Source organism: Neisseria subflava (assembly GCF_024205705.1).
Taxonomy (GTDB): Bacteria; Pseudomonadota; Gammaproteobacteria; order Burkholderiales; family Neisseriaceae; genus Neisseria; species Neisseria subflava_D.
In genome coordinates, this window is record NZ_CP073115.1 from 515,511 (window position 1) to 527,420 (window position 11,910).

General features: G+C 48.5%; 12 protein-coding genes. 2 read left to right on the plus strand and 10 right to left on the minus strand.

Annotated elements, in window-relative coordinates; translation table 11 throughout:
* The first annotated feature begins 69 nt into the window (after positions 1–69).
* Positions 70–1,479 (plus strand): PepSY-associated TM helix domain-containing protein, encoded by a 1,410-nt coding sequence (locus KCG54_RS02560; RefSeq protein WP_254324559.1) that lies wholly within the window; start codon positions 70–72, stop codon positions 1,477–1,479.
* Positions 1,480–1,689: 210 nt separating this feature from the next.
* Here KCG54_RS02560 and rplS read toward each other — a convergent pair whose 3' ends face one another.
* The 10 genes from rplS to KCG54_RS02610 form a co-directional block, all read right to left on the minus strand.
* On the minus strand, positions 1,690–2,055 hold the full coding sequence (gene rplS / locus KCG54_RS02565) for a 50S ribosomal protein L19 (protein ID WP_003679470.1): 366 nt from the start codon (positions 2,053–2,055) through the stop codon (positions 1,690–1,692).
* Between the two features lie 14 nt (positions 2,056–2,069).
* Positions 2,070–2,819, minus strand: a complete 750-nt coding sequence (gene trmD, locus KCG54_RS02570) for a tRNA (guanosine(37)-N1)-methyltransferase TrmD (protein ID WP_254324560.1) — start codon at positions 2,817–2,819, stop codon at positions 2,070–2,072.
* Positions 2,819–3,328, minus strand: coding sequence for a ribosome maturation factor RimM (gene rimM, locus KCG54_RS02575; RefSeq protein ID WP_254324561.1), 510 nt, complete (start codon positions 3,326–3,328; stop codon positions 2,819–2,821). Before rimM ends, trmD begins: the two co-directional genes overlap by 1 nt.
* Before the next feature lie 15 nt (positions 3,329–3,343).
* A complete protein-coding gene (rpsP, locus tag KCG54_RS02580; RefSeq protein ID WP_003684452.1) occupies positions 3,344–3,592 on the minus strand; it encodes a 30S ribosomal protein S16 in 249 nt (82 codons plus the stop codon).
* A gap of 75 nt (positions 3,593–3,667) precedes the next feature.
* Positions 3,668–4,174, minus strand: coding sequence for a GNAT family N-acetyltransferase (locus KCG54_RS02585; RefSeq protein ID WP_349306441.1), 507 nt, complete (start codon positions 4,172–4,174; stop codon positions 3,668–3,670).
* Entirely contained in the window at positions 4,138–6,057 is a 1,920-nt protein-coding gene (locus KCG54_RS02590; RefSeq protein WP_254324562.1) for a CoA-binding protein, read from the minus strand. Before KCG54_RS02590 ends, KCG54_RS02585 begins: the two co-directional genes overlap by 37 nt.
* A 55-nt stretch (positions 6,058–6,112) precedes the next feature.
* Positions 6,113–7,510 (minus strand): HAMP domain-containing sensor histidine kinase, encoded by a 1,398-nt coding sequence (locus tag KCG54_RS02595; protein WP_254324563.1) that lies wholly within the window; start codon positions 7,508–7,510, stop codon positions 6,113–6,115.
* A gap of 15 nt (positions 7,511–7,525) precedes the next feature.
* Positions 7,526–8,203 (minus strand): two-component system response regulator MisR, encoded by a 678-nt coding sequence (gene misR, locus KCG54_RS02600; RefSeq protein WP_003748666.1) that lies wholly within the window; start codon positions 8,201–8,203, stop codon positions 7,526–7,528.
* A 207-nt stretch (positions 8,204–8,410) separates the two neighbouring features.
* Positions 8,411–10,243: a PglL family O-oligosaccharyltransferase gene (locus tag KCG54_RS02605; protein WP_254324564.1), complete on the minus strand. Its 1,833-nt coding sequence runs from the start codon at positions 10,241–10,243 to the stop codon at positions 8,411–8,413.
* On the minus strand, positions 10,240–10,596 hold the full coding sequence (locus KCG54_RS02610; protein ID WP_039862096.1) for a DUF2069 domain-containing protein: 357 nt from the start codon (positions 10,594–10,596) through the stop codon (positions 10,240–10,242). The genes KCG54_RS02605 and KCG54_RS02610 overlap by 4 nt, the downstream gene beginning before the upstream one ends.
* A gap of 218 nt (positions 10,597–10,814) precedes the next feature.
* On the opposite strand from KCG54_RS02610, the gene hisC reads away from it, so the two are divergent.
* Positions 10,815–11,900, plus strand: coding sequence for a histidinol-phosphate transaminase (gene hisC, locus KCG54_RS02615; protein ID WP_254324565.1), 1,086 nt, complete (start codon positions 10,815–10,817; stop codon positions 11,898–11,900).
* Positions 11,901–11,910: the final 10 nt, after the last annotated feature.

The following is an 11,910-nucleotide window of genomic DNA, read 5'->3' on the forward strand; positions in this document are numbered from 1 at the left end:
TATTTTTAATTAAAATGTCTGATGCTAATTCGTAATAATTAGTCTGCTTTAACTATATAAAGAGAATATATGGAAACAAAACCAACTTCCCAAAATGAACAACAGGCTAACCGCCGTTATTTGACTGTTTGGCGATGGCATTTTTATGCCGGACTTTTGGTTGCGCCGTTTTTAACCCTGCTCGCTGTTACAGGGTTGGGAATGCTGCTATTTGCCAATATCACCGGTAAAGAAGGCGAACGCATACATGTTACGCCGCAGGCAGTGGTGCAGCCTTTGTCGGCTCAGGCTGAAGCTGCCAGACAGTTTGTGAATCCGGAAACTGCCTCTGTGGTGCAATATATTGCGCCGCGCGCAGATGATATGGTTGCCGTATTTCGCGTAAACAATGACGATAAAGCCACTATGGTTGCCGTTGATCCCTATACAGCAAAAGTTGTGAATACGATGCCGCGCGGGCAAGGCTGGTATCACACGATGGATGAAATTCACGGCGATATTATGCTAGGGGCGACAGGTGACTACCTGTTGGAAACCGCTGCGTCGCTAACCATCATCATGATTGTGACCGGTATTTATTTGTGGTGGGTAAAACAGCGTAGTCTGAAGGCTGTTTTTTTGCCTAAAGCAGGCAAAGGTCGTTCTTGGTGGCGCAACCTGCACGGTGCATTTGGCTCTTGGGTTTCTTTGATTTTATTGCTGTTCTGTCTGTCAGGTATTGCTTGGGCAGGTATTTGGGGCGGTAAAGTGGTTCAGGCGTGGAGCCAATTTCCTGCGGGTAAATGGGGCGTGGAGCCTAATCCGGTATCTTCCGTACCAACCCATGGTGATGTGCTGAATGACGGTAAATCCAAAGAAGTGCCGTGGATTTTGGAGCTGACGCCTATGCCGGTTTCCGGTACGACAATGGGTGAAAACGGCATTAATCCGAGTGAGCCGATGACGTTGGAGACGGTTGACCGCTTTGCGCGCGAAATTGGCTTTAAAGGTCGCTATCAGCTTAATTTGCCTAAGGGTGAGACCGGTGTATGGACGCTGTCGCAAGACTCAATGAGTTACGATATGATTAGTCCGACTGCGGATCATACGGTACACGTTGATCAATACAGTGGCAAAATCCTGGCTGATATTCATTTCGATGATTACAACTGGTTTGGTAAATTCATGGCGGCAAGTATTGCTTTGCATATGGGTACACTGGGCTGGTGGAGCGTATTGGCAAATGTCTTGTTCTGTCTGGCGATTATCTTTATCTGTGTCAGCGGCTGTGTGATGTGGTGGAAACGCCGTCCTTCGGAAGCGCGAGGGTTGGTTCCTCCTGCACAGAAAATCAAATTGCCGGTATGGTGGGCAATGGCTGTGCCACTTTTGATTTTGGCTGTGATTTTCCCAACGGCCATTGCCGCAATCGCTGTCATTTGGATTTTGGATACAATGTTGTTGTCGCGTATCCCAGCATTGGCAAGATGGTTTAAATAACCGCCCGATGTGATTAAAGGCCGTCTGAATCTTTTGTTTCAGATGGCCTTTTGTATAAAGGTTAAAAGAGGTAGGGAGTTACGATTCTGTTTAAGTTTATATGTGAAATGGAGATGGTGGTTGGCTTGCAGGATTGTGTAAGAAAGACGAGGAGATATTGTATAAAAATAAAAAACCCACTTCATTGAAGTGGGTTTTTGATGAAGGCTATTAACCTTTGCGAGCAGGCAATTTTTCTTTAATGCGAGCTGCTTTACCGGTCAGGCCGCGCAAGTAGTACAGTTTGGCGCGACGTACGTCACCACGGCGTTTAACTTCGATTTTTTCTACGGTAGGAGAGTACAGTTGGAAAGTACGTTCTACACCTTCGCCGCTAGAGATTTTGCGAACGATGAAGTTGCTGTTCAGGCCACGGTTGCGGCGAGCGATAACAACACCTTCGTATGCTTGCAGACGGCTGCGAGAACCCTCAACTACGCGTACAGATACGACAACGGTGTCGCCTGGAGCGAATTCAGGGATTTCTTTGTTCAAGCGAGCGATTTCTTCTTGCTCTAATTGTTGAATCAAGTTCATTTGTTTTTCCTAAGTTATGATTGGATTTCCTGTTGCTCTTGCAAGATTTCTTTTAAGAGGCGGGATTCCTTTGGGATTAAACTGCGCTTTTCCAATAAATCAGGTCGGCGCTCTAAAGTGCGTTGTAGAGATTGTTTCAATCGCCACTCAGCAATCAAGCCATGATTTCCTGAGCGTAAGACATCGGGAACGATCATGCCTTGGAATTCTACGGGTTTGGTGTAATGAGGACAGTCTAAAAGGTCGTCTGAAAACGAGTCTTGTTCAGCTGACTGTATATCGCCCAATACGCCCGGAACCAATCTTAAGACGGCATCCATCAACATCATGGCGGGTAATTCGCCACCTGAGACGACAAAGTCGCCAATGCTGATTTCTTCGTCCACACTGCTTTGCAATAGTCTTTCATCTATGCCTTCATAGCGTCCGCATAGAAGAATAAGATGGGGCAGTTCGGCAAGATCTGCGGCCTTTTTATGTGTCAGCGGCTGACCTTGCGGACTGAGATAAATTACTTTGGCAGGTTTGGGCGAATTTGCTTTGGCTTCTTCAATTGCTGCTTGAAGCGGCGGCGCCATCATAATCATTCCCGGACCACCTCCGAAGGGGCGATCATCGATATAGCCAAGTTTGTTGTCGGCAAATTTTCGGGGATTGATGGCTTGAAACTGCCAAAGATTTTGTTTTCTTGCTCTGCCTGTAACGCCGTATTCGACAATACTGTCGAACATCTCTGGGAAAATGGTGATGGCTTGAATCAGCATCAGTAGTCCAAACCCCAGTCGGCAATAATGGTTTTGCTGTCGGTATCGACAGATTCGATATAGTTGGAGACGAAGGGAATCAGGATTTGTCCGTGTTCGCCTTTAATCATCAAAACATCGTTTGCACCGGTTTCCATTAGGTTGCTGACTTTGCCGAGGACGATGTTTTCTTTGTTGATGACGGTCATGCCAACTAAATCTGCCCAGTAGTATTCGTCTTCCTCAGTAGGGGCGAATGACTCTCTGGGGATTTCGATGGTATAGCCGCGCAAGGCAAATGCTTGATCGCGATCGTCTATATCTTCAAATTTGACCTGAAGTTCGCCATTGACAATTTTACCTGCCTCAAGCACAACATTCAGGGTTTTGCCATCCTTGCACAACTGCCACTCGGGGTAGTCCAGCAGGCTGTCGGTATATTCGGTATTGGCGGCAATTTTAAGCCAGCCTTTAATGCCGAATACGCCTTTGATGTAGCCCATGGCTACCCGTTTTTGAGTGTCTGTCATGGTCGTTTCAGCTGATTAAGCAGCGATTTTTTGCTCTTTAATCAGTTTGGCAACTGCATCGCTAACTTTCGCGCCTTGAGCAACCCAGTGGTTGATGCGGTCTGCGTCGAAACGTACGCGTTCTTGTTTTTCGTTGGCAACGGGGTTGTAGAAACCTACGCGCTCGATGAAGCGGCCGTCACGACGGTTGCGAGAGTCAGTTACGACTACGTTGAAGAAAGGGCGGTGTTTTGAGCCGCCGCGAGCCAAACGGATAACTACCATTTTGAGTCCTTTTGAAAAATGCGGATATATAGAAACCGCTAATTTTAGGATATTTCACACGGGTTATGCAAGTTTTTATTTGTTTTTGTTGCTGTTTTGCCATGCGTTCAAATCGAGGCTGGCTTGATACAGTCCGCGGTCGGTTTCCGACGGGGTAACGGTAAATCCTGATTTTTCAGCGAGTTTGAGCATCGGTGTGTTTTCTTTGAGGATTTCCGCATTCATGGTTTGGTAACCTTGCTGTGTGGCAGTTTGGATAATGAGGCTCATCATTTTGCCTGCCAAGCCAGTTTTGCGTGCTTCAGGTGCTAAAGTAATGCCGAACTCGCACTCATTACGATTGATGCGGCTGTAACGGCTGACTGCGACGATACGGCCGTCTGAAGCGAAGGCTGACCATGCGCATTCTGTATGGAAATCAGGGCGGGTCAGCCGTGCGAGTGTCGGCAGCGGCAACTCGTTGGTATGGGTCATGAAGCGCGTATAGCGGTCGGCCGCGGGTAATTGGCGGACAAATTTTTGTTTGGTTTCGGCATCTTCAGGTTCTAGTGCGCGGATGTGCAGTGTGTTGCCGTCGGGCAGGGTAAAAGTATCGGTTTGGCTCGGATAGGGGCGAGTACGTTTTGTATCTCGGGCGTTTCGGTTTTAGGGTGCAGCAGTTCGGAAGCGGCTTCGCCGGTGTTGCGTAGGAATTCGGCTGCGACCGGATTTTTTTGTTGGAGGTAGGCGGCGGCGCTTTGCATTTTTGCTGCAGCCTGTTCTAAGGTTTGGACGGCTTTTTTGGGGATTTTGGTTGTCGGCGCGGTTGGTTTTTCCACAATTTCGGGAATGATGGTGCTGCTGTATTGGCTGCCGTTGTAGTTGAGGATGATGTCGCCGATATGCTGGTTGTTGTGGATAAGCGTGTTTAGGGAATGCAAGAATTGATTGAGAATGGAAGTGTTGTCGAGTTCTGCAAATTGGCTTAAACGCTGGATATCGAGCGTGGTAAATGGAGGTAATGCGGCTTCGGTTTTGCCATTGTAATGGGCGGAAAGGATGTTGCCGTAAATGACATGGCGGCTGAACCGGAACTGGACGGCATTGTGTTTTTGGGTTTGGCACGGAGGCAGGTATAGGGCTTCCGCCATCAGTTCGGTTTGGCCGGATGCAATGGCTTTATCGATGCTTTTGCTTTTGGGTGTTTTCAGACGGCCTGTTTTGGCTGGTGCAGGGGTATTTTGCACCTGTTGCAAATAGGCTGTTTGATTGCGGAAATAAAGTGTCAGCAAGGCTTCTTCCGGTGTGTTAAACCGAGTCAGGCCGTCTGAAAAACGATAGCTGACGAGAATGGGTTTGCTGGTTTTTTGCGTCAAATTATCCAGAGTTTGATGAATGCTGTACGCATCCGGCGTATCTGGCGAAATAATGCCGAGCAAGGCTTGAGTATGCGGATTTTGTAATTGTTCGAGCGCCAGACGGTGGATGCGTGCAGGCGTGGGGTTGCTGCCGATGCAGCCTTGTCGGATGGATGGTACATCGGTTGGGAGGTCGAGGGTCAATTCGCAGGCATTGGCGGTAGTGCGCAGCCATTCTATCGGCGTGTCGGACAGAATGGTGGGATTGGTAATGACGGGAATGCCGGAAAGGTGGGCTTTTAGGGCTGCTTCCAGTTCGGCGGTATTGAATACCGGTTGGAAATTGCAATGGCGGCTGAGGCTGCGTAGGATAGCTTTGTCTGTGTTGTCGGTGTAGTGTGTGGACAACAGGATAAGCGGAGTGTGGCGTGTAAAGTGTCGGATGGCGCTGAACAGCTCGCGTTGGTTTTCCGCCGGATTGTAGTGGATGACGGCAACTTTGGTATGGCGGTTGTGGCCGAAGCGGTTGAGCCAGTCGGCGGATGTGGTGGGGCTTAGGTCAAAGTTGAGGCTGATGTGGCGCGATATGCCTTGGTGCAGCGTGTTCAGCAGGTGGTTGATGTTGCGGCTGACGGTGCTGTGGCCGGTCAGTAATGCGATATGGCCGGCTGGATAGTCGGCTTGGGTGCTGATGTTGAGGTTGAGCGAGGGGAGTTGGATGCCTGCGCTGTTGCACACGGTGATGTTCAATTCGTCGCCGTGATATTTTTGAATGATGGAACGGGCATTTTTGCAGGATTCGGGTGGCAGGTTTTCCCAATCTTGAATCAGGATAATGTGGCGCAGGTCTTTTTTACGGCAGGCTTTGAACAGCGAGTCGTAATGATCGGGCGGGATAACGGCAACAACCAAATCGGCTTGGCCCGGGATTTTGCTGAGGCTGGAGTAGGAGGGAATGCCAGCGACACTGCTGTGTCGAAGATTGACGGGGGTGATTTTGCCTTGATATGAGGAACCGAGCAGGTGGCTGAAAATGCGTTCGCCAAGGCTGTGCGGACGTTCGCTGGCGCCGACGAGGATGATGTGTTCAGGCATGAAGAAGTAGCCGGTTTGGGCAGTTGCACTCATGATGGTTCCTTATTTGTGTTTTGGGCCGTCTGAAAAGTTTCAGACGGCCTTATTTTTAGACTTCTTTTTTGTCTCCGGCTTTCTTTTTGGGAAGGATGAAGCGCATCCTCAGGCCGTTGGGTTTGACATTTTCAGCAATGATTTTACCGCAGTGCTGTTCCATAATGTGCTGCGTCAAGGCAAGCCCTAAACCTGTACCGGGCTTGTGCGCGCTGGAGTCGGCGCGATAAAAGGCAGTGAAAATATGTGGAAGCTGCATTTCATCTACGCCAGGCCCGTTGTCGGTAACATCGATAATCCAGTTTTTGCCGTCTTGTCCGATATGGGTTTGAATGGTGCTGCCTTCCGGACTGTAATTGATGGCGTTGCGGATAACGTTGTCGAAGGCGCGGTATAGATAGCCTTCGTTGGCACTGATTACGGCATTTTCAGGGATTTTAGGGTCAATGCTCAGGGTAACGCTTTGATTGTTTTGGTGGGCAATGCTTTGGTTGTCCTCAATCAAGTTGGTCAGGAAAGGAACGAGTTTGAGGTTTTCTTTTTCCAAAGGAATATTGGAAGTTTCCAAGCGGGAGAGGGTCAACAATTCTCCGACCAAAGTATCCATGCGCACCAATTCGCCTTCAAGGCGCTTGAGATATTGCTCTTGTTTTTGCGGCTGAGATTGAATCAGGCCGACAATCGCCTGCATACGCGCCAGTGGTGAGCGCATTTCATGAGAAACGTGGTGGAGCAAATGACGCTCTTTGGCCACAAGTTTTTCCAGTTTCTCGGCCATTTTGTCGAACTGCACGGCAAGGTGGGACAATTCGTCGTCACGGTCGTCAACTTGCTGGGAAATGCGGGTTTCGAGTTCGCCATTGGCTACCCTGTCCATGCCGCCGCCAAGAATTTTAATGGGCTTGGTGATGTTGTTGGCAAGGATATATGCCATCAAGAGGCCGACGATGATGATGAAAGACAGAATGATAAATTCGTGCCAAATCGGCGAGAGCGGCAGGCCGGGAATGAAAAGCGGGCTGGGCAGGCGTTGGGCTTGATGGTTGTCCCAGCCTTTAATGAAGAAGAGGTATTCTTCGCCGAAACGGTCGTATTCGATGTGGGCTAAATCGGATTCGGGATTGTTGATGGCAAAGATGCGGGCGCGTTCGATGGACAGGCTGTCGATGTTGCGGCCTAAAATATCTTTTTTATCATCGCCGGTAATCACATAAACGGCATTGGAAACCGGATTGTTTTTCCATTCCGAAAGAATTTCACGCGCACCGCTGTCTCCGCGCGAGTTAAACGCGGAGATGATGCTGCTCATTAATGTGGTTTCGATGGTGCGGCGTTGGTTGAATTGGTTTTCGGCGAGGGTGTTTTGTACCAACCAAAATGAAAAACTCGCCACAAAGATTGCGCAGACGATGACTGCGCAAAATGTGGCGAAGATGCGTTGAAACAGTTTCATTGATCTGTTTAATCTTTAGTTTTTAACAAACAGGTAGCCTAAGCCGCGTACAGTTTGAATCAGGGAGGCATCGCCCAATTTGTGGCGGATGCTGGAGATGTGTACGTCGATGCTGCGGTCAAATTTAGCCAGTTTGCGGTCGAGTGCTTCGATAGACAGGGTCTCTTTGCTGACAACTTGTCCGGCGTGGCGCATCAAAACTTCGAGCAGATTGAACTCGGTGCTGGTCAATTCAAGCGGAGTGTCTTTGATGCTGGCTTGGCGTTTGGCTGGGTACAAAACGACGTCGCTGACAGAAATGCTGTTAGGCGCGTTGTTTTGTTCGTTGCTGTGTTGCGCACGGCGCAAGATGGCGTTGATACGCGCCAAGAGTTCGCGCGGTGTGCATGGTTTCGGTACGTAATCGTCCGCACCCATTTCCAGACCGATAATGCGGTCGATGTCGTCGCCTTTCGCGGTCAGCATGATGATGGGCACGGTGCTTTGGGTACGTACGTTTTTCAGTACGTCCAAACCGTTCATTTTAGGCATCATGGAGTCTAATACGACGACATCGTATTGTCCGGTCAGAATTTCTTGAACGCCGGCTTCGCCGTCGGGAACGCTATGAACGTTGAGGCCTTCGGCAGTCAGGTATTCGGTCAGCAATTCGGTCAAGAGGGCATCGTCATCTACGAGTAATACGCGACTCATGGAATTTCCTTTTCGTGATTGTATGCGCCGTGGCACTAAATAGGCGGTGCGGCGATTAAAATAGAGTTGTGTTCAATCTTAACATGCAATCTGCTTTTGTTGATAGCGTAATTTTCTGTGCTTTTGCGCTTTTTTGCATAGAAACTTGCTGCTCTTTACATTTTCAGACGGCCTGTAAGGACAAACTGACAATTGGGTGTGTTTTGTTCAGGGTTTGTCGCATGATTTGGCAGTTTGGTGTTTCGGTGCATTGATGAAATCTTTGCAATCGGACAAAAGTTTGGGCAATAGAGGGGCGAATACCGGATGGCTGCGTATTTTGTCGGCGTAGAAATACATCATATACGGGTAATAATATTGTACTGACTGCATCCATTGCGCACCTTCTTCTTTTTTGCCTTGTCGGTAGAGGTAGAGGCCGACTTGATAGGCGTTGGAGTAGGGGCGGTAGGTCAGGGCTTTGAGTGCGGCTTCTTCTGCCCACGGGCGGATGTAGGCATCGGTCGGGTCTGCACGTTTGCTCAAACTTAAATCGGCGTAATAGGCAAGCATGGGGCTTTCTTTGGAGAGCTGCTGTAAACCGTCGATTTTGTTTTGAACTGTTTGCGGATCATCGGTTTTCCCTACACGGCTATATTGGGTCAGATTTTGATATTCCCAGCTGAGGTTTGCCATGCCGATTAATATCGATAAAGCGGCTATACCGCCTGCCCACTGCCTGATTCGGGTAGATAAAAGGCTGTCTGAAACATCTTTCGGATAAGAGGGTGTCAACGACAGAATCAGGCTAAATACGGTGAGGAAGTAGATATACCAAAGTGGATATTCAAGCATGCTGTGGCAGAGGCTGACGGCGGCGGCAGTCAGCAAAAACAAGGAAGACGGCGTTTGGTTGCGACCCGATAGTCGCCATACGGCTGCAAGCAGGGTTAAGGTTGCAAGCAAGGTGCCGGCAATGCCCATTTCGGATAATAACTGCATGACGATATTGTGCGAATGGGTAAACAGTACGCCGAGGATATTGTTGGGGAAGTATTGTTGTTGGGCATTGATCAGGAAGGTTTGCTGGGCAAAGCTGTTCCAGCCATGGCCGAACCAAGGTGCGGATTGAAAAGCAATCCATGCCTTGCTCCATTCGATTTGGCGCATGGAGCCTTCAAAACCGCTGGTGCCTGCGCGTTCGACAGCGGTTTCGTATTTGATGTTGCCAAACAAATCCAACAGGCTGCCCATACCGAATTGGAAAGCGGCGGCCAGGATGGCGGTCAGAAGGAAAATGCACAGTGCGCGTTTGTGTTGGAAACGGGTACGCCAAAACCATAACGGCGTAATCAGGAATAGGGCGGCAATGTAGCCTAAGATGGTGCGCGAGTTGACAAGGCCGAGGGTCGCAGTCAAAGCCAATACAAACAGAAAACCTGCTGCATTAGACATTTTGCGCGCCGTCCATAAATAGGAAGCTGCCAAAATGCCCCACATTAAATAATGTCCCAAATGATTGCGCTGACCGAGTTGGCCGTTTACGGTACCGCTGCTTCTGGCGATGATGCCGTTCAACCACTCTACGTTGGACCAGCCTTTAAATTGCAACCAGACGATGACGGCCTGTATGGTTGCACCTATCAATAAAGACCAAGCAAAGATACTGACGACGCGCTCCTGTCCGTAAGCTGCTACCCAGCCCCGCACCGACCATGCGCCCAGTGCCAAAATGACAAAGGTCCAGACAGTAATATCGCTCATGCCGGGGTAGGTGGAATGCATGAGGCGCGCTTGGAGCGACCAAAATGCGGCCATGGCAAACAAGCCGATACTGAGTGCAGGAAGGCGGATATTCAACAGGCCTTTGTGTGCGCTAATCAATGTCAGTACCAATGAGCCGCTCAGTGAAATGGCTTCCAGATAAAAGCTGGGTAATGGGCCGACTCGGTAGAGTGAAAGAAAAGGGATGGCACAAATCCAAAGAAAACTGAGCCATAAAGGCCAAAAGGTTTTCACTGAAGATTCAGTCAGGCCGTCTGAAAGTGTGTGGTAGGTCATTTTGATGTGTGTTTTTGTTGTTTGATAAATGCAAGGCAGCCGAGGAAAAAGGCAATGCACAATAATACGGAAACGGCGGCGCAAATCCGGCTGGCGAGAGCCGTGTCTGCCAGGCGCATACAGGCTTCGGCAAAGTAAATCAGAATCAGCATGGAGCTGTATTGGTAAGTGTAGATGCGTTTTTTCAAAATGCCGGTCAACGGCAAGCACAAAGGCAGGGCTTTCAGTGCCAACCATGAGCCGCCTTCGCGCAATGGCGCGATCCATAATTCCCATGATAAGGAAAGCAGGATCAGCAGGATAAGGCTTATGGAAGTTGCAAGATAAGGTAATGGGGAGCGTGTATTGTTCACAATATTGAGGGCGTAAAGCCGTACTGGAAAACTTAAAATTATACCGCTAAAAAGGCAGGGTAAGCCAAGAATATTGCTTAAAGATGCTGAAGAAAGGATTTATTGTTTTTTCTTCAAACGAATGAAACTTTATCTTGTTTTATAGTCTTATTAATATATATATCTAGTAAAGATTGTGCTACTATTATAAATACTTTATCTCAGGAGGATAGAAAACCATGAATCGCGTTGCTGATGTTATCCGTGATGATATTAAAGTAATGACAGCCTATCAGGTTGCCGATTTGCCGGAAGGTTTTATTAAGTTGGACGCCATGGAGTGTCCGCATCATCCTTTCGCCGGGTATGAATCTTTATTGTCAGAATGGGCGGACTTGGCAAAGCAGGCACCGATTCATTTGTATCCCCATACTGCCAAGAGCGGTATTTATGAAGAATTGAGGGAAGTTTTCGGTATTCCCGATAAAGCGGAAATCGCGTTGGGTAACGGCTCCGATGAGCTTATCCAGTTTTTGACTATGCTGGTTGCCAAACTAAATGCGCGTGTATTGGGTATTGAGCCAAGTTTCGTTATGTATCGTCATAATGCCGCACTTTATGGCATGGAATATGTCGGCGTCCCCTTAAATCCGGATTTCTCTTTAAATCTTCCTGCTGTTTTGTCTGCGATTGAGCAACATCAGCCGTCATTAATTTTTATTGCCTATCCCAATAACCCTACCGGCGTATGTTTTAAACGAGAAGAAGTAGAGGCGGTCATTCGTGCGGCAACCGGCATTGTGGTTGTCGATGAGGCATATGGCGCGTTTCATCATGACAGTTTCCTTCCGTGGGCGGGAGAGGTTGAAAATCTGGTCGTAATGCGCACCATTAGTAAAATCGGCTTTGCCGGCTTGCGGATGGGGTATGCGGCGGCAAGTCCAAGCATTATGGGTGAGCTGGCCAAAATCCTTCCGCCTTACAATATGAATCAATTAAGCTTGGCGGCGGCGAAATTCTCATTGAAGCATCATCCAATCATTCAGCAAAACATTGATACATTAAAAAACGAGCGTTCGCGCGTGATGAATGAATTGTTGAAATTAAACCGTTTGGAAGTTTTTCCGAGCGAAGCCAACTTTATTACCGTTCGCGTACCTGATGCGAACGAACTGTTTGAAACATTGAAGCAAAACCGCGTACTGATTAAAAAACTGCATGGCAGCCATCCGCTTTTGGATCAGTGTGTTCGCATAACCATAGGCTCGGCAGCGCAAAATGATGCCGTCTTGGCTGTTATTAAAAACCTTTACTCCAATCTTTGATTTCAAGGAA

What these genes read in the sequence shown, in the direction of transcription:
- KCG54_RS02560 (WP_254324559.1), top strand. Translation starts at nt 70, where the DNA reads ATGGAAACAAAACCAACTTCCCAAAATGAACAACAGGCTAACCGCCGT.
- rplS (WP_003679470.1), bottom strand. Translation starts at nt 2,055, where the DNA reads ATGAACTTGATTCAACAATTAGAGCAAGAAGAAATCGCTCGCTTGAAC.
- trmD (WP_254324560.1), bottom strand. Translation starts at nt 2,819, where the DNA reads ATGCTGATTCAAGCCATCACCATTTTCCCAGAGATGTTCGACAGTATT.
- rimM (WP_254324561.1), bottom strand. Translation starts at nt 3,328, where the DNA reads ATGACAGACACTCAAAAACGGGTAGCCATGGGCTACATCAAAGGCGTA.
- rpsP (WP_003684452.1), bottom strand. Translation starts at nt 3,592, where the DNA reads ATGGTAGTTATCCGTTTGGCTCGCGGCGGCTCAAAACACCGCCCTTTC.
- KCG54_RS02590 (WP_254324562.1), bottom strand. Translation starts at nt 6,057, where the DNA reads ATGAGTGCAACTGCCCAAACCGGCTACTTCTTCATGCCTGAACACATC.
- KCG54_RS02595 (WP_254324563.1), bottom strand. Translation starts at nt 7,510, where the DNA reads ATGAAACTGTTTCAACGCATCTTCGCCACATTTTGCGCAGTCATCGTC.
- misR (WP_003748666.1), bottom strand. Translation starts at nt 8,203, where the DNA reads ATGAGTCGCGTATTACTCGTAGATGACGATGCCCTCTTGACCGAATTG.
- KCG54_RS02605 (WP_254324564.1), bottom strand. Translation starts at nt 10,243, where the DNA reads ATGACCTACCACACACTTTCAGACGGCCTGACTGAATCTTCAGTGAAA.
- hisC (WP_254324565.1), top strand. Translation starts at nt 10,815, where the DNA reads ATGAATCGCGTTGCTGATGTTATCCGTGATGATATTAAAGTAATGACA.